Below are 22,276 nucleotides of genomic sequence, written 5' to 3' on the forward strand. Positions count from 1 at the left end.
GTGATGATCCGTCGGACATTGATTACACGATTGCGCCGCCACATGCGCCTCGCGCGCGCGCTCGCCGGGCGCTCGCCGCTTGCGGTGCGCCAGGCTGTGGGTCAACCGCTTCTGTGGGCGGTTGGGCGCGCCGATACGCCTCCCCGGCGAGCGCGCGCGCCGGGTTTGATCCGGCTTGCGCCGGATTCTCGTGCGTTTACCGACGCATATGCTGTGCTGCCGCCAGTTGCGCCGGAAACGCCGCCGGTTGCCGATCCGCCACGCTTCGATGAGCAGGAATTGCGGGAGGTTGCCAGCGAAGCGCAGGCGGTGCCGGTCGAAACTGCGTCCCCTGCGCCTGGTGCGCCTGCGGTGGAGACCGGTGCATCCCCGGCGACGATCATCGATGCAGCGCGCGCCTGGGTTGCACAACAGTTGCGTGATCGAACAGCGGTTCAATCCGTGGACCGATCCGTTGCGCAACCTGAACCGGCGCCGGACAGTCGTCCGACGGCAGCGCCATCGCCGCCCGCTGAGGTGCGCGTCGCCCGTCCACCGCGCTTCCTCGAGCGCACACCTCCCCGCCGTGAAACATCGCCGCCATCGCAACCTGCAGCACCGCCGGACGGCAGTGCTGCACCATCATTCGACCGCTCGCCGGCTGCGTGGATGGAGCGCCTGCGCGCCGATGCCCGCCGTCGGTCGGAGGCGGCGACGCAGGCGTCGTCCGCGGTGCCGGAGGAAGGAACGCCGCCGGAAATTGTTGCGTCGCCGCTTCAGGGACAGGCAGAACAGGCACGCGATGACGGGGATTATCATACCGGGATGCCAGATTCCATTCTTGCCCCTGATGCCGCTCCTGCTCAGCGTGACGCCGGGCAGGATGTTCCGGCGCAGCAATCGCCCCTCCCGCCTGCCGACATGTCCGCCCGTGCACCTGCGGCGGTTCCGACGACAGAACCGACTGCACCTGCGGATGATACCGCATCAGCATTCGCCCCGCCGCCCGCTGTCGCGCCAGCATCGCCGGGCATGTTGGAGCCGGAAGCGCCTTCACTGCCAGAAGGTGGCGCTACGCCAGCATTCGCTCCCCTGCCCACACCTGCGCCAGCATCGCCGGGCACGCCGGAGCCGGAAGCGCCTTCACCGCCAGAAGGTGGCGCTATGCCAGCATTCGCTCCTCCGCCTGAGGTTGCGCCAGAATTGTCAGACACGCCGGAGACGGGTGCGCCTTTGCTGCCGGAAAGCAGTGCTGCGTCAGCATCGCCGGACATGTCGGAGACGGGTGCGCCTTTGCTGCCGGAAAGCAGTGCTGCGTCAGCATCGCCGGACATGTCGGAGACGGGTGCGCCTTCGCTGTCGGAAAGCAGCGCTGCGCCAGCAGTCGCCCACCCGTCTGCAGCCATCCAGGGATCGCCGCGCGCGCCGGAGGAAAGCGAATCTTCGCCAGCAGGACTGATCGCATCGCCGGAACGTGGCAGCGCTCCCGTGTTCGACCGCTCACCGGCTGCGTGGATGGAGCGCCTGCGCGCCGATGCCCGCCGTCGGTCGGAGGCGGCGTCACAGTCGGCACCGCAGGCATCGGGGGAGGGTGCGACGCCTTTGACGCCGGAATCTGCGGCGCAGCCGGTTCAGCGCCGGATCGAACGTCGGGGTGGCGCCGATCACGAGCGTGTCGCCGCCGTACAGGGTGATGCCGGGCAGGATGTTCCGGTGCGACAATCAACCCATCTCGACATGCCCGCGCGCGCTCCAGAACCGGTTGCGGCGCCGGTGGACGACGATGCGCCGGAGTTCGACCGCTCAGTGGAAGCCTGGATGGAACGTCTGCGCGCCGATGAGCGCCGCCGCCAGAAAGAAGCTGCACAGTCGCCGGATCGTTCTTCTGTGGAAGCGTCTCAACCGCTGCCCGACGCGCCTCCGGTGGCGCAACCGGCGGGAGCGCCTCAGTCGGGTGGTGCGCTGTGGGTCGAGTCGGGCAGGGGACAGCAACGCTCCGGGGCGCAACCAACCGGCGCGTCTCAGCCGGGTATCGCCGCATCTCCAGCGCGCGCAACGCGCTTTGCGCCGCCGGTGGGCGCCGCCGTTCGATCCACAACGCCCGGCGGGGCGCGGCTTCCCGCCCGTCCTGCACCATCAGCGCCGCTGCTGTCTGAGTCGAATCGGCGTTTCCTGCGCGCCGCGGTCGGCGTCGATCCGGCGACGGTACGCCTGTCGCGCGGACAGGATGCCGGTCGCCTGACGTCGGCATACCGCGCCGATGCCGTCACATTTGGCGACGATGTGGCGCTGGCGCCCGGCAGGGGCGATGAAACCGCCGAAGGTCTCGGTCTGCTGGCGCACGAACTGACCCACGTGGCGCGTCGGCGCGATCCAACGGCCATTCCGCCCATCGCCCGACCTGCCGAACGGCGTCCCGGATTCCGTCCAGCGTCTCCGGGACCTGCGACGGATGAGGAGGCGCTGGCGCGCATCGTCGAAGCGCAGACCGTTCAAGCTGCGCGGATGCGCTTTGCACCGCCGGTCTTCCCCGCCAGAGCGGAGGCGCCGGTAGCGCAACCGTTCGATAAACAGGAGAGCGCACGCACTGCGCCGCCGGTCGAAGACGCGCCTGCTGCGCCGGATCGCGGGCGATGGGGAAACCTGCCTGCCCCCTGGGAGCCGCTGCCCGACTGGCTTGCGCCTTCGAGATCGGTGGAAGCGCCGCCGTTACCGGTAGTAACCGTCGCGCCTGCACCGCCAGCGTTCACAACACCACCCCAACCGGGCGCGCCCGTCGTGCATGCGGCTGAGACAGCGCGCACCCTGCCCGCGCCTCAGCAACGAGAAACACCAGCGCAGGAGCAGGCGCCAGCCCCTGCGCCCGATATCGACGCCCTTGCGCGTCAGGTCTATGCCGTCCTGAAACGCCGCCTGGCGGCTGAACGCCGCCGCAGCGGATGGGAGTGAGGAGCAGCCCGTATGCCTGACACAAGCCTGGTCAAAGCAAAAATCATCAACCTCGACGATCCCTCGCAGGAGGTCGAGTGTCTGTTCAACCCGAAGGAGTACACCTTCACCAAACAGAACAGTTGGAGTCGCGGCGAAACGCCAAGCACGAATGTGCCGCAACTCGAGTTTAGCGGCGGGCAACCGGCAACCCTGTCGATGCACCTGCTGTTCGACACCTACACCAGCGCGCGACCCGGGTCGAAGCCGAGGGATGTGCGGAAGGTCTATACCGACAAACTCTGGTCGTTCATGATGATCGATCCGAACCTGCAAGACCCCAAAAGCACTCGTGGACGCCCGCCCAAAGTGCGCTTCCAGTGGGGTACGTCCTGGTCGTTCAAAGCGGTCATCACCAACATCACACAGAAATTCACGCTGTTTCTGGTCGATGGAACGCCGGTGCGCGCCGAACTCGACGTAACATTCCAGCAGATCGAGGATACGGCAAACCTGCAACCGCAGAACCCGACGTCGGGCGGTGTCGGCGGTGAGCGGGTCTGGCGGGTGCGCGACGGCGATACACTGGCATGGATTGCGTACAAGTCGTATGGCGATGCGACGCGCTGGCGCCCGATTGCCGAAGCCAACGGTCTCGAACGGGTGCGCGAGTTGACGCCAGGAGCAGTGCTGGTGATCCCTCATGAGTGACAATCGCCATGTTGCCGATCTCTATCTGAAGCTCGACGGCGCTGATGCGCCGCGCGAGTTGGTCGGGGATATGCTGGAAATCACCGTTGAAAACAGTCTGCACCTCCCCGATGTTGCGACCATCGTGCTCAATGATCGGCGGTTGAAATGGGTGGATGATAGCCGCCTGGCGCCGGGCGGCTTGATCGAGGTCAGCGCCAGGCACGGTCGGACGACCGAGTCGATCTTCGACGGCGAGATTGTTGAGATCGAACCGCAGTTCGAGGCGGAGGGTCTCAAGGTGACTGTGCGGGCGTTCGACCGTCTGCACCGTCTGGGGCGCGGCAAACATACGCGCACATTTCTCAATGTGACCGATAGCGATGTGATCACCCAGCTTGCGAACGAAGCCGGTTTGCAGGTGCAGATCGACGCCACGACGCAGGTGCATCCATACCTGGTTCAGTGGAACCAGACGAACCTTGAGTTTCTCCGCGAGCGGGCGGCTGCGCTGGGGTATCTGATGTATGTCCGGCGGAAAACACTGCACTGTACGCGGCTTCCATCTCCCGGCGCGCCGGTTGAACTTAAGTGGGGAACCGATCTGGTCGCCTTTCGTCCGCGCCTGAGCACCATCGATCAGGTGAACGAAGTCACCGTGCGGGGCTGGGATCCGCTCGAAAAAAAGGCGGTCGTCGGCAAGGCGACGTCGGCATCGGTTGCGCCCCGAATAGGTGCGCCTGAAACGGGCGGTAAACTTGCCCAACAAGCGTTTGCCATCAAAGCGGAGGATGCGCTGGAGTCGGCTGCGCGCATCCAGCCGGAAGCCGAGCGGATTGCAAGGGCAATCCTGGCGCACCATGAGAGTCGGGGCGTCGAGGCGGAGGGAACCGCTGCCGGAAATCCAAAAATTGTGGCAGGGGCGGCGGTGAAGATTACGAATGTCGGTACGCGGTTTGGTGGCACGTATGTGGTGACCAGTGCGACGCACCGCTACGATGCCAGCGGGTATGTGACCGACTTCTCAGTTTCCGGGATGAACCCGGCTACCCTGCTCAGCCTGGTGCAACCGGAAACGCCGCGCCTGAATTTCGAGGGACTGGTGATCGGGGTTGTGACCGATACGAACGATCCGGACAAAAGGGGGCGCGTGAAGGTCAAATTCCCGACCCTCGCCGATCAGCAGAGCGACTGGGCGCGTGTAGTCAGCGTCGGTGCAGGCAATAGGCGCGGCATCGAATTCCTGCCGGAAGTGAACGATGAGGTGCTGGTGGGATTCGAGCATGGCGATGTGCGCGCGGCGTATGTCATCGGTGGTCTCTGGAATGGGAAGGATCAACCGCCAAAAGCGCCCGCGGAGATCGTCAAGAACGGGAAAATCGAGCAACGGGTGATCAAATCGCGATCCGGTCATATCATCACGCTGGACGACAGTGATAGCGCGCCATCGATCACCATCGAGGATAAGAGCGGCAATGTCATTAAACTCGACAGCAAAAAGAACGAACTGACGATCAACGTCAAAGGCGACGGCACGATCAGCGCCGATGGCAATTTGACGATCCAGGCGAAGGGGAAGGTGAACATCAAGTCGCAGCAGGCGCTGGCGATTGAGGGTTCGACCGGTCTCGATCTGAAATCGAACGCCAGCGCCTCGCTTCAGGCGAATGCGAATCTTGATCTGAAAGCCAGTGCTGCGGCGACGCTCCAGGCGAACGCGACGCTGGATGTCAAATCATCGGCAATTCTGACCATTCAGGGGACGCTGGTCAAAATCAACTGAAAGGAAGAAGCGCATGCCTCCTGCTGCGCGAGTCGGCGATATGCACACATGTCCGCTGTCCGACGGTCCCAAACCGCACGTTGGCGGTCCGATCATGCCGCCCGGCGTGCCAACAGTGCTGATCGGCGGATTGCCGGCTGCGGTGGTTGGCGGCATGGCGACGTGCGCCGGTCCGCCCGATACGATCATCAAGGGGAGTGCAACGGTGATGATCGGCGGGATGCCGGCCGCACGCATGGGAGATCAGACGGCGCATGGTGGTGTGATTGTGATGGGATTTCCGCAGGTCGATATTGGCGGGTGACAGGCTATGAGCGATTTTCTCGGTGTCGGATGGGCGTTTCCGGTCGGATTGGACGCGCGCGGTCGCGTTGCGCTGGCGCGTCAGGAAGTCGATATCGAGCAGGCGATCATCATGATCCTGCTCACGCCGAAGGGACAACGATTGATGCGACCGACGTTCGGCTGCCAGATTCACGATCTGATCTTTGCGCCGAACGACGCTGCAACAGCGGGGCTTGCCGTCTACTATATCGAAGAGGCGCTGGCGATGTGGGAGCCGCGTATCGATGTGCTCAATGTCGAGATTGACACCGATCCGAAAACGCCGGAACGGATGCTGATCACGATTGAGTACCGTATCAAAGCCACCCATGATCGTCGTTCGCTGGTCTTTCCGTTTTATCGTATTCCGGGTGAATAGGACGAGGATTGCATGCCGCTGCCAACACCCAACCTCGACGACCGTCACTTTCAGGACATCGTCGATGAAGCCAAACGTCTGATTCCGCGCTTCTGCCCGGAATGGACTGATCATAACGTCAGCGATCCGGGCGTGGCGCTGATCGAGTTGTTCGCCTGGATGACCGATCTGCTGCTCTATCGGGTCAATCAGGTGCCCGATAAGGTGTATATCACGCTGCTCAACCTGATCGGCATTCAACTGGAACCGCCGCAGTCGGCGGTCGCCCCGGTGACGTTCTACCTGTCGGCGCCGCAGGAGACGGCGATCACGATTCCTGCGGATACCGAGGTGGCGACGGTGCGCACCGAAACCAGCCCGGCGGTGATTTTTACCACCGAGACCGATCTGACGATCCATCCGGCGATGGTGGTTGACGATAAGGTATATACGCGTCAGGTGGAGCGCCCGAATATGCCCGCAAACTGGCGCGCAAATGAGTTGCGTCAGTTGCTGTTGCCCAACGGACGCATCGCCATGTTTGCGCCCAACCCGCTGCCGCACGACGCTTTCTACATTCCGCTGCGCCATAACCACGGCAACCACGTCCTGGCGCTGGTGGTCGATTGTGATGTGGCGCGCGGGGCAGGCGTCGATCCGACCAATCCGCCGCTGGTGTGGGAAGTGTGGCAGGGTGGAGTGGCGCGCTGGTCGCCGTGTGAGGTGGAGTTCGATGGGACAGGCGGGTTCAACATGCCCGGCGAAATTGTGCTGCACCTGCCGCCGATGGCGCCCGACACCATTCAGGGGGTGACAGCTCACTGGTTGCGTTGCCGCCTGACCGATGCACAGGCGGATACGCCCGAAAATCGGCATAATCGCTACAAAGTCTCGCCCGAACTTCTGGATTTCCGGGTCGAGTCGCGCGGCGGAACGGTCAATGCTCGCCACGCAGTGACGGTGCGCAATGAGGTGATCGGGCGCAGCGACGGCACGCCTGGTCAGGAGTTTCAGTTGCTCAACAGACCTGTGCTGTCGCGTGATCCGCAGCGTGATATCCTGATCGTCGATCCGCCGCTGCCGGGGCGCCTGCGGGAGTGGGTCGAAGTTCCCGACTTTGCTGCATCTGGTCCTGATGATCAGCATTATACACTCGATAGTCTGAGCGGTACAGTCAGTTTTGGTCCGGCGCTCCTTCAGCCCGATGGGGCGGTGCGTAACTTTGGCAGTGTGCCGCCGCACGGGAGCGTCATAACAATGACGCGCTACCAGTATGGCGGCGGCGTAGTCGGCAATGTGCAGGCGAATACATTGACGACGCTCAAGACCTCGATCCCGTATGTGTCGCGGGTGACCAACCGCCGCGCCGCCGAGGGCGGGCGTGATCCGCAGGGTCTTGATGATGCGCGCGTCCGCGCACCGCAAATTCTGCGCACCCGCACCCGCGCGGTGACCGCCGATGATTACGAGCATCTGGCGCGCGAGGTGGTCGGTGTGGCGCGGGCGTGCTGTATCGCCCCCGGCGCGCAACCGGGCAGTCCGGCGGATCCGCGCCCCGGGCAGGTGCTGGTGTGCATTCTGCCGCAGACCGATAATCCCGTCGGGCGTATTCCGCCCGAAGCGCTCACCCTCTCCGCCGAACTGCGCGCCCGGGTGCTTGAGTATCTGGATCGGCGCCGCCCGCTCGGGATTGCGCTCGATGTCCGCCCGGTCCAGTATCTCTGGGTGAGTGTCGAGGTGCGATTGCGCGTGCCTGCCCGGAGCGATCAGGCGCTGATCCGCGCTGTGCAGCAGGATGCGGAGGAGACGCTCTACCGGTATCTCAATCCGTATGTTGGCGGACCGCAGGGGGATGGTTGGCCCTTTGGTCGTGATCTGCACGTGTCGGAGATCTACGCCCTGATGCAACGCCTGCCACAGATCGAGTTTGTTGAAGAAGTGCAGATTGGTCTGACCGAACCGGGCAGCACTGCCAAACCGCAGGTAGTATCGCCGCGCCTCGATGTGCCGCGCCACGCGCTGATCTGTTCCTGGCAGCATCGCGTGTCGGTCAGCGCGTCGTAATGCACGGTCGGCAAAGGGTCTGAAGCGGGAAACGAACGGTCGCTGATGGAGCGGCGCTCCTCCCGGTTCGAAGGTTGCTTTCTGGCAGGATGAAGACCTGCATGGCGCTCTTCAGCAAGGGGGCGCTCATGTTGGCGATGATGGTGAGAACCTGGAGCACAATGTGGAACCCGATTTTGGCAGACTGATCATTCGCTCCGCCGATGGCGAACGTGTTGTGACGCTGCGCCAGCCACAGTACACCATCGGGCGCAATCCGGCGCGCGATCTGCACCTCGACTCGCCGGTCGTGTCGAATATGCACGGTCGGATCGAGGCGGGACCGCAGGGCGCGCAACTGATCGATCTCGGCAGCACGAATGGGACCTTCATCGGTGAGCGTCGCCTGCCGCCGAATCAGCCGTACCCGCTGGTTCCCGGCGAGGAAGTGCGGATCGGACCGTTTCTTCTGATCTATGTCCCGCCTGGCGTGACGTATCCGCCTGAAGAAGTCGCGCTGCCGGTCGCGGAAGCGCCTGAACCGCTTCCCATCGTTGTGGAGCGACCGTCCGCAGCCGAAGCGCTGTTTGATGAAGCGGCGGCAGGCGAGGAAGGCGCCGGCGGCGAATCTGCGGCAGCAGTGGAGACGCCTGAAGCGCCAGGTGCGCCGCCAGCGCCGCCCGAAGCGCCGGTCTTTGTGGCGCAGGAGTTCCCCGAACGCATGCCGGTGCGCTATACCGCGCCGCCCGATGGGCTCGACAGTCGCTACCTGCGCTACCTGCCAGCGATCTTTCAGGAAAACGAGTTCCTGGGGCGCTACCTGCGCATCTTCGAGACGATCTGGGAGCCGCTGGAGTGGCGCCAGAACCATATCAACCTGTATTTCGACCCACGCACCTGTCCGCCGTCGTTTCTGCCCTGGCTGGCAGGATGGCTCGATCTGGCGATCAATCCCTACTGGCCCGAATCGCGTATTCGCCGCCTGATTGCGGAAGCGGCCGATCTCTACCGCTGGCGCGGCACTGCCTACGGTCTCAAGCGACTGATCGAGGTGGTGACCGGTCTGACGCCGACGATCACGGAACATCCGGCGCAACCGTTCGTTTTTCACGTGTCGCTCGTTATTCCACCGGGGAGTGATGTCGATGCGATCCTGATCGATGATCTGGTGCGCACCCACAAACCGGCGCACGCCGGGTATATCCTGGATATTCGCCATGGATGACATTACGGCTATGCTCAGACGGAGTTACGATGAAGCGCCGTACCCTGGACGCGCCTATGCGCATACCCATCCCGACTACATGGCGGCGCTGGCGACGTTGCTCGGTCTGAACCCGCCGCCGGTTGCGCATTGCCGCGTACTGGAAATCGGGTGCGCTGCCGGTAGTAACCTGATACCAATGGCGCTGAGTCTGCCGGAGGCGACGTTCGTCGGCATCGATCTCTCGCCACGCCAGATAGCCGATGGGCGTCGGATCATCGAGACCCTTGGCATGACCAATGTAACTCTGCTGGTGCGCGATGTGCAGGAGGTCGGCGATGAATTGGGGCAGTTCGACTATATCATCGCGCATGGAGTCTACTCCTGGGTTCCGGCGCCGGTGCGCGACCGGCTCATGGCGTTGACGAAACGCTCGCTTGCGTCACATGGAATTGCATATATCAGTTACAATACCTATCCAGGATGGCATATCCTGGGAGCATTGCGGGATCTGATGATCTATGCCGCCAGGGGCGTCGAGGATCCGCGCGAACGCGCACGTATCGCCCTGGCGCTCCTCGACATGCTGGCAGAGAGCGACTCGGAGAACGCGAATGCGTTTCATAGTTTTCTTGCCGCGTATGCCGGGCAGTTCCGATCAGTGCTGAGTCGTCTGGGTTCGCTCAGCCACGCATTTCTGATCCACGACGCGCTCGAGGTGGTGAACGAACCGGTCTCCTTCGCACAATTCGCCGCTCACGCTGCGCAGCACGGGTTGCAGTACCTGTCCGAAACCGAATTTCCGATGGTCTTGCCGCTGGGATTGAAACCGGAAACGGTCGATGCCATCCGTTCTTTTTCACGAAGCGGCATTGATCTGGAGCAGTACATGGATTTTCTCCGCGGTCGACAGTTTCGTCAGACGCTCCTCTGCCATGATCATGTGACCGTGCGACGAACGTTGCGTCCAGAACGGTTGATGGGGATGTCGGTCGCTGCGCTGATGCATCCGGAGACGCAACCGCTCGATCTTGCCGGGAGCGAGTGGGTGGTGTTCCGCAATCTGCATGGTGTGGCGTTCAGCGTCTCTGCGCCGATCACCAAAGCGGCGCTGATCTGCCTGGCTGAGGCGTCGCCGCGTGCGGTTGCATTTGAGGATCTGGTCGTCGCAGCGCAGCGTCGAGCAGTGGCTGCGGGAGCATCACTGGAGGACACGGAACCGTCAGCGCTGGCGCGCCGGTTGGGCGGCGATCTGCTGCGCGCATTTGCCACGGCGACCTCGCTCGTGTCGTTCCATCTACATCCCCCGGCAGTGGCAACGCGCCCTGGCGAACGTCCAAAGGTGACGCCCCTGGCGCGCCTGGAGGCGCAGCACGGTGAAGAGGTGACGAATCTGTACCACGATGTGATCTCCCTCGATCCGTTCGACCGTCACCTGGTGCAGTCGCTCGATGGGCGCCACGACCGCAGGGCGTTGGAGGAGATGATGGCTGCCGCAGTGACCGCCGGTGAGGTTCCGTATGCCGGGGATGATGGACGGGCAGCGTCGCTGGCAGGGCTTGCCGCCGACATTGAGCAACGGTTGAACTGGTTTGCGCAGGTTGCGCTGCTGGTTGAGTGATGGGTTAGTGCGCCTGGACGCCAGAGGTACAACCCAAATGTTTGAGACATTCTGGATCAGGGAAGTTTGACTTCGCTGCAAAAACGCACCGCCGAGACGCCGAGAGCGCAGAGAACTTCAAAAACGAAAGGTATGCGCGGCGAGGCATGATGCATTGGAGCGACTCGCTCTGGCATCTTCCTCTGCGAACGCTGCGCCGCTGCGGTGATATGCCCTTTTTGCAGTGGACTCAAGTTTGCTTTACTCGCCCCCGGATGACAGACGCTCAGGAGCGGTTCTATGACAGAGTTCATCGGTCAGACGATCGGTAATTATCGGGTTGAAGCAGTGCTCGGCGCCGGGGGCATGGGGCAGGTGTTTCGTGCGCGACATATTCACCTTGATCGCCCGGTGGCGTTGAAGGTGATGCATGCCAATCTGTCGCACGATCCCGGCTTTCAGGCGCGCTTTCGCCAGGAAGCCCGTGCGATCGCCGCGCTTCAGCATCCGAATATCGTTGAAGTGTACGATTTCGGTGAGCAGAATGGCTTGATGTATCTGGTGATGGAACTGTTGAGCGATGGGTCGCTGCGCGGGTTGATGCAGAAGCACGCTCGCGAGGGCAAGCCATGGCCCCTGCTGCTGGCAATCGATCTGGTGCGCCAGGCAGCCGAGGGGTTGGCGTATGCCCACAGTCAGGGGATGATCCACCGCGACATCAAGCCGGACAATATGCTGCTGCGCGCGGTTTCTGGCGCGCCAGGGCGCTATACCCTCAAAATTACCGATTTTGGGCTGGCGCGCATGGCGGAAGGATCGACGATGACGGCAACCGGTACGGCGATGGGCACGCCTGCCTACATGTCGCCGGAACAGTGTCAGGGAGCGCACGTCGATCTCCGTAGCGATATTTATGCGCTGGGAGTGGTGCTCTACGAGGTGGCGACCGGGTATCTGCCGTTTACGGCAGCCACGCTGAGTGAGGCGGCGTACAAGCATGTGTTTGTGCCGCCGACGCCGCCACGTCAGGTGCGCGCCGATCTGCCGTCGGAGTTGGAGGAGATTGTGCTGCGCTGCCTGGCGAAGCGCCCGGAAGAACGGTTTGCCAGCGCCGCTGAGGTTGCCGCCAGTCTGAAAGCGCTCCTGGCGCGCCCCGATCCGACGCTGACCCACGCCACGGTGATGGCGCATCCCAATGAAGCGCCGCCGGTCTCGCCGCAGGGGGTTGCACCACCCCCGCCTCCGCCTGTGGTTGCTCCGCCGCAACCAACGGCAGTGGCGCCATCGAGTGGGACGTTGCCACCGGCGATCCCGTCGCTGCCGGGCGCCGCGCACCTGCCGCGTATCCAGGTGCGCGATAGCAGCGGCAATCTGCTGCGCGTGGTTGAGTTGACGAGCGATGGCGTCACGGTGGGACGGCAATCAACGAATACGCTGGTGCTCGAATCGGAAGGGGTCTCGCGTTCGCACCTGCGGGTAGACTGGGATGGGCGGCAGGTGACGGTGACCGATCTGGGGTCGAGCAATGGAACGTTGCTGGGTGCAACGCGCCTTCCGGCGCGGGCGCCACACCCGTGGGGTTGGCGCGAGGTGGTGCGCGTCGGTCCGTTCTGGTTGCGCCTGGAGCCGCCAGCGCGCCTCGCCGAACAGGGCGGCGCGCTGTTGCAGCAACTTCTTGATGCGCAACCGACCGCCACACCGCCGCCTGCCGCCGCAACGCGCCCGATGCCGACCGGTATGGCGACTGCCAGTATCAGCACCGGGCGCATCGGTGTGGTGCTGGAAGATAAAACTCTGACTCTGAATCCGGGGCAACCGGCGCCGCTGCGCCTGACGCTGGCAAATCTGGGAACGGTCGTGGATCATTTCAGCATCGAAGTGGATGGTGCGCCAGCGGAATGGGTGCGCCAGCCTGCCGATGCGCTTCAGTTGATGCCGGGTGTGCAGATGCCGGTGGTGCTGACCGTAACCGCCCCGCGGTCACCGGCGAGTCGCGCCGGTGATTACCAGGTGACGCTGCGGGTGCGTTCGCGCGAAAACCCGTCGGAGGTGGGCGTGGCGCACGGGCAATGGACGGTGCTGCCCTTTGCTGCGCCAGTGTTGTCCCTCGCGCCAAAACGGGCCGCCGGGCGCGGACAGGCGCGCTTTACCACCACCCTGCGCAACAATGGCAATGCTCCAATCCAGTGCGCGCTGCGCGCCGAAGATGATGAACACGCGCTGCGTTACCGCTTTGATCCGCCGGAGGTGACGCTGGATCCAGGCGCCGAAGTCGATGTGCCGACGACGGTCACCGGTCCGCAGCGCTGGTTTGGTCGCGAACAGACACGCAGTTTCATGGTCGGGGCCGTTGTAGCGGGCGGCGAAGGACCGCCTGTGGCAACCGGGCAATTCGTGCAGATGCCGATCATTCCGGCGTGGGCGGTCACGCTGTTGCTCCTGCTCATTCCGCTGTGTCTGGGCGGGGTGTTCTTCGGCAATGAAATGCTGGTTGTGCGCCCGGCGGCAGCGACGGCGACTGCGGCGACCGCCGAAGCAGCCGGTGTGATCGCGGCAGCGAATACCGCGACTGCGATTGTTGTCAACACAGCGGTTCAGGCGACAATCGAAGCCAAAGAGACGGTAGCGCTCGTGCAGCAGCAGACGATCGCCGCCGCGCCGATCGAGACCCAGATCGCGTTCCAGTCGGAGCAGAACACACAGATCGCCCAGGCGCAACAGACCCAACAGGCGCAGCAGGCGCAGCAGGCGGCCGCGCAACAGACCCAACAGGCGCAGCAGCAACAGCAGCAAGCGGCGCAGCAGACGCAACAGGCGCAGCAGGCGATCCAGCAGGCGACCCAGCAGGCGGCCGCACAACAGACTGCCGCTGCAGCCGCACAGCAGGCAACACAGGCAGTGCTGGACGCGCAGGCGACGCAGCAGGCGCTCGATGCACAGGCGACCATGGCGGCGGCAGCGAATGCAGAGACGGCCAGTGCGGTCGCCGCGCAGCAGACCACACTGGCGCAGACGGCGGCGGTCGTCGCGGCGCAGCAAACATCGGTCGCTGCAACGGCAACGACGCAGGCAGCGGCATTCAATGCGTTTCTCGGCGATTGGGTCAATGTCGATACCGCAACGAGCGGTATGACTCGCCTGGTGATCGAAAAGCAGAACGAGACGAACTATACGTTCCACGGCTATGGCAAATGTACGCCGAGCGACTGCGACTGGGGCGTGATCCAGGTGCCGTATACGTCGGGGCAACTGGTCGGGGTGTATGATTTTGGTTTCAAGACGACGCGCATCACCGTTCGTTTGCAGGGCGACGATCTGCTGGCGGAAGTCTTCGATGATTACCGTCCTTCCGATCCCCGTCCTGATCGAACGACGAACTATGTGCTGCGCCGGCAATGGGTCTTGCGACCGGACATAATTATTCAACCCCCGCTCATTCTGCGGTTGACGCCTACGCCATAACCAGGGTGTGCCGCGCAACACAGACGACGCAGCTTCATTCCCATCACACAGGAGCCGCAGACCATGACTGAGTTCATCGGCAAAACGATCGGCAACTATCGCATCGAAGCGCTGCTCGGCGCGGGCGGCATGGGACAGGTCTTTCGCGCGCGCCACATCCTGCTGGATCGTCCGGCGGCGCTGAAGTTGCTGCACGGCAATCTGGCGCAGGATCCGATGTTTCAGACCCGCTTCCGCCAGGAGGCGCAGGCGGCGGCGAAACTGCGCCATCCGCATATCGTCGAGGTGTTTGACTTCGATGAATTCGAGGGGATGGCGTATCTGGTGATGGAACTGGTGACCGGCGGCTCGATGCGCGGCTGGTTGCGGTCTGCGGCGTCGCAGACCGCCGGGAGTCTCGTGCAGGGGCTGGAACTGGTGCGCCAGGCGGCGGACGCGCTGGCGTATGCGCATGCGATGGGCATGGTGCACCGCGACATCAAGCCGGATAACCTGTTGCTGCAGCCCGGCTTTGCCGGACGCGGTCCGACGATGAAGGTGGCGGACTTCGGGCTGGCGCGCATGACCGAGGGCAGCAATCTGACGGCGACGGGGATGGCAATGGGGACGCCTGCCTATATGTCGCCGGAGCAGTGCCAGGGGAAGCCGCTGGATGGACGGAGCGACATCTATGCGCTGGGGGTGGTGCTGTACGAAGTGGCGACCGGTACGCTGCCGTTCGTGGTCAAAACCGTCAGCGAGGCGGTGTTCAAACACGTGTATGTGCCCGCGCCGTCGCCGCGCCAGGTGCGTCCGGAGTTGCCTGACATCGTCGAGGCGATTGTGCTGCGCTGTCTGGCGAAACTGCCGGAGGAACGGTTTGCAACTGCGGCCGATCTGGCGGCGGCGTTATCCGAGGCGCTCGGCGCCATTGCGCCCGATCTGGCGATTGGGGAGGATGAGGGTGGCGCGATGTTGACCGACATCGCCGCGCGCACCCGCATCCAGACGCCGCGTGGCGGTCCGGCGCCGGTGGCGCTGACGCTTATGGGTGGCGGGTCGTTGCCGCGGGTGCAGGTGCTGGACGATGCGGGCACGCTGCTCCAGGTGGTGGCGGTGCGTCCCGGCGGACTGACGGTGGGGCGGGTGGAGCGCAATGACGTGGTGCTGACGGGGGAGGGAGTGTCACGCCACCATCTGCGCCTGGAATGGGACGGAATCCAGGTGCTGGCGACCGATCTGGGGTCGAGCAACGGCACCCTGCTGGAAGAACGACCGCTGCCGCCGCAGGAAGCGGTGGTCTGGCCCTGGCGCACCATGCTGCGCGTGGGGTCGTACTGGTTGCGCCTCGATCCGCCGGAGCGCGCCGAGAGCGGTCAGGTCGCCACGCCGTCTGGAGGTGCGCTGATGACGCCGCAAACGGTGGCAACGCCAGGCGGCGGGGTGATGACGGTGCCGCCATTGTCAGGCGGGAGTGCGCCGCTCCCCTATTCCCAGGCGTTTGTGACGACCGGACTGGTGGGGATGACGCTCGAACCGGAGACGCTGGCGGTGACGCCGGGGCAGACCGCGACCGTGGCGGTGACGCTGGCGAACCTGAGCGATCAGGTGGATCATCTGACCGTCAGCGTCACCGGTGTGCCAGAGACGTGGGTGACGCTTCCTCCGGCGGCGCAGATGCCGCCGCGCGGTCAAACGACGGTGATGCTGGCGGTGCGCCCGCCAGCCGAACCGGACGCTCGCGCCGGTGAGTATCCGGTGGAGGTGAGCGCGCGGTCGCGCGCGCGCCCTGCGGAGGGCGGGTCGGTGCTGGCGCGCTGGACGGTGCGCCCGTATGTGCGAGAGGAACTGACGTTGTCGCCTGGGCGCGCGCGCGGGAGGATGCGGGGGGTGCTCAGAGCGACGGTGCGCAATCTGGGGAATGCGGCGGTGCGCTACCGGTTGCAGGGTGAGGCGGATGAAGCAGGGGTGCAGGCAACGGTGGCACCGGAGGAACTGGTGCTCGACGCGGGTGCGACCGGCAGCGCAATGGTGACGGTCGAAGGACCGCTCAAGCCGTTCGGCGGCGAGACGACCCATGGGGTGACGCTCTCGGCGACGGCGGATCACGGAGCGACGCTGCGCGCGCATGGGATGTGGGTCCAGGGAGCGTTGCTGCCGGTGTGGAGTCTCATTGCCGTCGTGTTGATGGCGGGGTTCGGCGTCTCGCATGTCTTTGGCGCATTGCCCGCGTCACTGGCGGGCGGATTGCCGGGGTATGCCATCCTGCGCAGCGGCGAGCGTGTCAATGCGGACATTGCAGGTCAGTCGGGAGCGCTGCCGACGCCTGCAGCGACGGCGACGCAAGCGCCGACGGCGGAACCCGTTGCGCCGGTCGAGCCGACGGTTGAGACCGGTGCAGCAACGCCGACGGTTGAGACCGGTGCGGTCATCACCAACGACCAGGCGACAGCGACGGCTGTGGCGGCGTCTGGCGGAAATGGTGCGAATGCGGGTGGCGGAAGCGGCGGCGATAGCGGCTCAGGTGGCGGCGGGGGAAGCGGGGGCGCAGGAGGTTCAGGGGGTTCTGGCGGCGCAGGTGGCGCAGGTGGAACCGGGAGTGCGCCAACCGCAACGGCGACGGCAACGCGCACCCCAACCCCGACGGCAACCCCCACGCCGGTTGCGACCGCGGCATCGACTGCGACGCCGGAGTCGACCGCGACGCTGGAGCCGACCGTGACTCCGGAGCCGACTGCGACGCCGGAGCCGACCAGCACTGCCACAGCATTGCCGACGAATACGCCGACTCTCGCGCCCTCGAATACGCCAACGCCGACAGAAACGCCGATTCCGCCAACACCCACGCCCACGCATACGCCAACACCCACGCCCACGCATACGCCAACACCCACGCCCACGCATACGCCAACACCTACACACACACCAACACCCACAGTCACGCCAACACCTACGAATACGCCAATACCCACTGTGGCAGTGCCGCTTCATCGCGCTCCGCCGAACGGCGCCGTGTTCTACCATTTCCCACGTGATACCATTCTGCAGTGGGCGCAGGTTTCAGGCGCGGTGTCCTACCGGGTTGAAATCGATTGTTTTCATTGTTGTGGCTGGGGTGTGTGGTGCACAGATGTCGGGCGAACATGGAGGGTCGAAAGTGTTCCCCATATCGATGGAGCTTCATTCAATGAGTTCCGTTTCTCCTGGGTTGGCGCTCAGCCAGGGCGCTGGCGCGTGTCGGCAATCGATGCCAATGGGCGCGAAGGTCCGCGCCATGAGTGGTGGTACTTTGAGTTTCGACAGTGAGCAATGAACGAGTTGCTGGGACAGATTATCGGCAACTGTCGCATCGAGGCGTTGCTTGGCTCCGGCGGCATGGGGCAGGTATACCGCGTGCGCCATATGCACCTTGATCGATTACAGGCGCTCAAGGTCATGCATGCGCATCTGGCGAGCGATCCTGGCTTTCAGGCGCGTTTCCGCCAGGAGGCGCAGGCGATCGCCGCGCTCGAACATCCGCACATTGTGCGCATCTTCGGGTTTGATGAACAGCAGGGGCGGTACTACATCACCATGGAGTACCTGCCGGACGGATCGCTGCGCACGCTGCTCGACCGCCGCGCCCGCGATGGGGCGACATGGCCGCTCCACTTCGGGCTGGACCTGGTGCGGCAGGCGGCAGAGGCGCTCGACTTCGCTCACACCCGGGGCATTGTGCATCGTGACATCAAACCGGACAACATCCTGATCGAGCGTCATGCCGGTCCGGGTGGACGCTCACTCTATGTCGTCAAGTTGACCGATTTTGGTCTGGCGCGCATGGTCGAGGGGGGCGGCGGCATCACTGCCAGCGGTATGACCGTCGGCACACCGGCGTATATGTCGCCGGAGCAGTGTCAGGGCTTGCCCGTCGATGGACGCAGTGACATTTACTCGCTCGGGATTGTCCTGTACGAGGTGGTGACCGGGTATCTGCCGTTTACGGTCAGCCGGATCAGCGAGGCGGTCGAGAAGCACGTCTACGCTCAACCGCCGTCGCCGCGCACAGTCGCTCCCGATCTGCCGGTGGCGGTGGAGGCGATCATTCTGCGCTGTCTGGCGAAGAAACCGGAGGAGCGTTTTGCGACCGGCGCCGAACTTGCCCAGGCGCTGCGTCGGGTCATGCAGATGCCGGAACCTGCTCCGCTGCCGGCGCCGGAAGGATTGACGGTGCGAGTGCTGGGGTCTGGAGGACAGGTAGTGCAGGAGGCGCCGCTCACCGACCAGGGGTTGACCGTCGGTCGCCGCGCTGGCAATCAGATTGTCCTCGATGATCCGGCGGTGTCGCGCAATCACCTCCATATCGAATGGAGCGGGCGGCGGGTGCGGGTCAAAGACCTGGGTTCGCGCGGCGGGACGCTGCTCGATGGTACGCACATAAAGCCGCACGAGCCACATACCTGGAACATCGGACAGTCCCTGGGGGTGGGTCCGTTTACGCTGGAACTGGTTCAGCGCCGTGACGATCAGTTCGGCATCGCTCTGGCGCCGGGACAGGAGTCGCTGGAGATCGTCGCCGGTCAGCCGGTGACCGTTGATGTGACGCTGGTGAATCGCGGCGCTGCCGATACCCTGACGCTGGCAGTTGAAGGATGGCCCGCAGCGTGGGTTCATCTGCCGGATCAACCGGTACGGGTCGATGGCAGCGCACAGCTGGCGGTGCGCCTGACGCTTCAGACGCCAGTAACGGCGGGAGTACGGTTCGGTGCGTATCAGGTGCGGGTGCATGCGCGTTCGACGACGCAGCCGCAGATCGGGGCATCGATTGAGGCAACCTGGACGGTCATTGCGCCGCCATCGTTGACGGTGCAGGTGTCGCCCGCAACGGCGCGTGGACGGGATCGGGCGCGCTACACGGTTCGCCTGACCAATCAGGGCGGAACGGTTGCGCATGTGGTGTTGATGGCGGAAGATTCGGGTCAGGCGCTGGCGTACAACTTTGGACGTCACGAAGTGCACCTGGCTGCCGGCGAGACGGTCGATGTGCCGCTTGAAGTGCGCTGCGACCGCCGTATCTTTGGCGGTGTTCAGACGCATCATTTTGTGGTGACTGCTGCCGTGCTCGGCGCTGGTTCGACGCAGGCGACAGCAGCGTTCGTGCAGACGGCGCTCCTTTCGATCTAGCGCTCGTTTGCGTATTTCCTGACTCAAGGGTTATAGCACGGGGGCTTTGCATGGCGCCGAATGATCCGTCTGTGCCGGATACGCCGCCCAATCCATATGCCACACGCGCTGTCTCCGCTTCAGAGGGCGGTAGTGCCGCGTTCGTCGCTCTGCTCGATGCGCGGGGCCAACCGACGCAGTATGCCGAAGTCTCTTCCGATGGCGTCACGATCGGGCGTCTCAAGGGCAGCGATCTGGTGCTCGACGATCCCACCATCTCGCGCAATCACGCGCGGGTGGAGTGGGATGGACGTCACGCCAGGGTGACCGATCTCGGGTCGAAACTGGGCACGTTCCTCGGCGCTGTGCGTCTGATGCCGCAAACGCCTTATGAGTGGTCGCCTGATCAACCGCTGCGCATCGGTCGCTATGTATTCCGGCTGTATCCCGGCGCCCTCCCACCGGCGGCAGTGACTGCACCTTCTGCTTCTCCTGTTGCCGGGTCAGGTCGCCCCGAAGCGACAGCTGGCGTTTCTTCCGCTGTTGCTGAGGCGCCGACCGGTCGCCTGCCGCCGCCTGAGCCATTGCAGGGTGAGGCTGAACCGGCGCCTGCCCCGATTGCGCTTTCGATTGCGCCGGAGCAGGTTACGCTGACGCTCGTGCCGGGGGAACGCGCCAGCGTCAATGTGCGCGTCAGAAACAACACCACGCTACCGCTCACGATTTCGCTGACCATCGATGGTTTTCCATCGGAGTGGGTCGATGGCATGCCCACGCTCTCGGTGGCGCCCGGGGCGCAGGCATCGGCGACCCTGACAGTCTCTGTGCCGGCGGCCAGCGCAAGTCTCGCGGGCGCGCGTCCGGTTTCGATTCAGGCATTTGCTGCCGAACTGCCGACGCTCATGTTCGAGGCGCCGCTCGAATGGCATATCGCCCCCTTTCTGGCTGGTGAACTGGCAATCACGCCGAAGCGCGCCTCTGGTCGCGATCAGGCGGTGTATACCATTCAGGTGCGGAACAATGGCAATGTTCAGGCTGCGTATGTGCTGAGCGCCGCCGACGAGCCGCAGGAACTGGAATACTCCTTCGCGCAGGAGCGTGTGAGCGCTGCGCCCGGCGCAATCGCCGAAACATCGCTGACCGTGATTGCCCGACGTCGCATGTTCGGCGCCGATCGACGCCATACCTTTACCGTTCAGGCGGTCGAGACCGATGTGCAGCAATCGATGCGCGACATATTGAGCGCGCAGGCGCTGTTCGTTCAGACGGCGACATTTCCGCTCTGGTTTGTGCCGTTGATCATCGGGTTGCTCCTCTTCGGATTGCTATGCGGTTTCGCAGTTCTCCCGGCATCGCTTGCCAGCGCGTTGCCGGGGTACGGCATCTTTGCCGCTCCCACCGAACCGCTCCCTGATACCCGTGGGACCGCCGTGGCGCAGGCGACGGCGACTGCGCAGCAGTTGCAACTCACGGAGCAGCAGGGGCTGGCGACGATTGCAGCGCTGGAGCAGACTGCGACTGCCGCGTCCGCCGATCAGCGCGTCGAATTTCAGGCGACGCTGGTGGCACAGTTCGCCACTGCGACCGCGATTGCGATCCAGTTTACGTCGCTGCCAACGCTGCCGCCGCCGACAGAGGCGCCATTTGCGACGGTTCCCCCCGGTACAGCGCCAGCGCCCACGGTGACCATGCCACCGGTTACTCCTTCGGCGACGGCAACGCCAACGCGAACACCATCACGCACACCGGCGCCATCACAGACCCCGGCGCCCGGTCTGCCGCAGGCGACCATCGAGGATGCGACGGTGCAACGCCTGACGAGCGGCGAAACGTCGCTGATCTTCCGGGTGCGCCTCTCGAACGCAAGCGCTTCGATTGTTTCGATTGCGTACACGACGGAGGATGATACAGCGCGCGCGGGGGTCGATTACCGCAGTGTGAACGGAACATTGACCTTCAACCCCGGCGACCTCGAACGGGAGATCGCCGTTCCGGTGTTGCCCGATGCTGCCACGGCGATCGATCTGCGCTTGCGAGTCGTTCTGACGAGCGCCGCGGGCGCCAATCTTGCCCGGGGCATCGCTGTCGGGACGATTCGCCCGGCTGCCGGGATAGCAACTGCCACGTTCACGCCCACGCCGACCCCATCGGCGACGCCGACCAGGACGCTCTCACCAGCGCCGACCAATACCCTGACGCCGGTTCCGCCAACGCCGACGAACACCTTCACGCCAGTTCCGCCAGCGACGCCGACGAACACCTTCACGCCGGTTCCGCCAGCGACGCCGACGAACACCTTCACGCCGGTTCCGCCAACGCCAACTGAGACGCCGACTCCGACGCCGACCGAGACGTTGACTCCAACGCCGACTGAAACCCCCGAACCGGTTAATCTGACCCTCACTGCGCCGTCGTCGGTCGCTGTTACCGGTGGCGCTGCCGCGCCCTGGACGAATATTGCGGGGGTGGTGATCGGAGGCGTTTCTGCCGGTGATACCGTCACCGTGACGCTCAGCATTGCGGGAGTGGATCCATCGAACAATGCAGGGCAAATGCGCATCACCGGCATTGGCGGGTTCACCGAGACCACTGCTCCGCAAACGTTTACGACCACCCGCGCCGATGCCAATGATCGACTGACGCGCCTTCAGTACCGGCGTGGTCAGCCCGGCGCGGCGAGGATGACGATAACCGTTGTTCATGGCAGCGGGCAGAGCCGGACGGTGCAGATCGATCTCATTATCAGTGCGCCATAACAGCATTCCGTACCGCATTTCAGGAGGT

Annotated in this window: 12 protein-coding genes; all 12 read left to right on the forward strand. The window is 64.3% G+C overall.

From position 1 onward, the window contains the following. Window positions 1-3: 3 nt before the first annotated feature. The 12 genes from ROSERS_RS08605 (at window position 4) to ROSERS_RS08660 (ending at window position 22,248) form a co-directional block, all read left to right on the forward strand. Entirely contained in the window at window positions 4-2,928 is a 2,925-nt protein-coding gene (locus tag ROSERS_RS08605; RefSeq protein WP_011956402.1) for an eCIS core domain-containing protein, read from the forward strand. A 12-nt stretch (window positions 2,929-2,940) separates the two neighbouring features. Further along, on the forward strand, window positions 2,941-3,618 hold the full coding sequence (locus tag ROSERS_RS08610; protein ID WP_011956403.1) for a CIS tube protein: 678 nt from the start codon (window positions 2,941-2,943) through the stop codon (window positions 3,616-3,618). Beyond that, window positions 3,611-5,380, forward strand: a complete 1,770-nt coding sequence (locus ROSERS_RS08615) for a VgrG-related protein (RefSeq protein ID WP_011956404.1) — start codon at window positions 3,611-3,613, stop codon at window positions 5,378-5,380. The genes ROSERS_RS08610 and ROSERS_RS08615 overlap by 8 nt, the downstream gene beginning before the upstream one ends. Before the next feature lie 13 nt (window positions 5,381-5,393). Beyond that, complete coding sequence (locus tag ROSERS_RS08620; RefSeq protein ID WP_011956405.1) at window positions 5,394-5,684, forward strand: PAAR domain-containing protein; 291 nt, start codon at window positions 5,394-5,396, stop codon at window positions 5,682-5,684. 6 nt (window positions 5,685-5,690) lie between these two features. Then, window positions 5,691-6,083 carry a GPW/gp25 family protein gene (locus ROSERS_RS08625; RefSeq protein WP_011956406.1) on the forward strand — a complete coding sequence of 131 codons (393 nt, stop codon included), beginning with the start codon at window positions 5,691-5,693 and terminating at the stop codon, window positions 6,081-6,083. A 12-nt stretch (window positions 6,084-6,095) separates the two neighbouring features. Then, window positions 6,096-8,126 (forward strand): putative baseplate assembly protein, encoded by a 2,031-nt coding sequence (locus ROSERS_RS08630; protein WP_011956407.1) that lies wholly within the window; start codon window positions 6,096-6,098, stop codon window positions 8,124-8,126. 163 nt (window positions 8,127-8,289) lie between these two features. Next, window positions 8,290-9,330 (forward strand): FHA domain-containing protein, encoded by a 1,041-nt coding sequence (locus tag ROSERS_RS08635; protein WP_011956408.1) that lies wholly within the window; start codon window positions 8,290-8,292, stop codon window positions 9,328-9,330. Further along, window positions 9,323-10,930: a methyltransferase regulatory domain-containing protein gene (locus ROSERS_RS08640; protein ID WP_011956409.1), complete on the forward strand. Its 1,608-nt coding sequence runs from the start codon at window positions 9,323-9,325 to the stop codon at window positions 10,928-10,930. The genes ROSERS_RS08635 and ROSERS_RS08640 overlap by 8 nt, the downstream gene beginning before the upstream one ends. A gap of 279 nt (window positions 10,931-11,209) precedes the next feature. Further along, a complete protein-coding gene (locus ROSERS_RS08645; RefSeq protein ID WP_011956410.1) occupies window positions 11,210-14,371 on the forward strand; it encodes an FHA domain-containing serine/threonine-protein kinase in 3,162 nt (1,053 codons plus the stop codon). Between the two features lie 63 nt (window positions 14,372-14,434). Beyond that, the gene (locus ROSERS_RS08650) at window positions 14,435-17,656 is read left to right on the forward strand and encodes a protein kinase domain-containing protein (protein WP_011956411.1); all 3,222 of its coding nucleotides are present in this window, start codon (window positions 14,435-14,437) and stop codon (window positions 17,654-17,656) included. Between the two features lie 3 nt (window positions 17,657-17,659). Further along, on the forward strand, window positions 17,660-19,513 hold the full coding sequence (locus ROSERS_RS08655; protein ID WP_011956412.1) for an FHA domain-containing serine/threonine-protein kinase: 1,854 nt from the start codon (window positions 17,660-17,662) through the stop codon (window positions 19,511-19,513). 50 nt (window positions 19,514-19,563) lie between these two features. Then, complete coding sequence (locus ROSERS_RS08660) at window positions 19,564-22,248, forward strand: FHA domain-containing protein (protein ID WP_011956413.1); 2,685 nt, start codon at window positions 19,564-19,566, stop codon at window positions 22,246-22,248. Window positions 22,249-22,276: the final 28 nt, after the last annotated feature.

Origin of the sequence: Roseiflexus sp. RS-1, assembly GCF_000016665.1 — a bacterium.
GTDB lineage: Bacteria > Chloroflexota > Chloroflexia > Chloroflexales > Roseiflexaceae > Roseiflexus.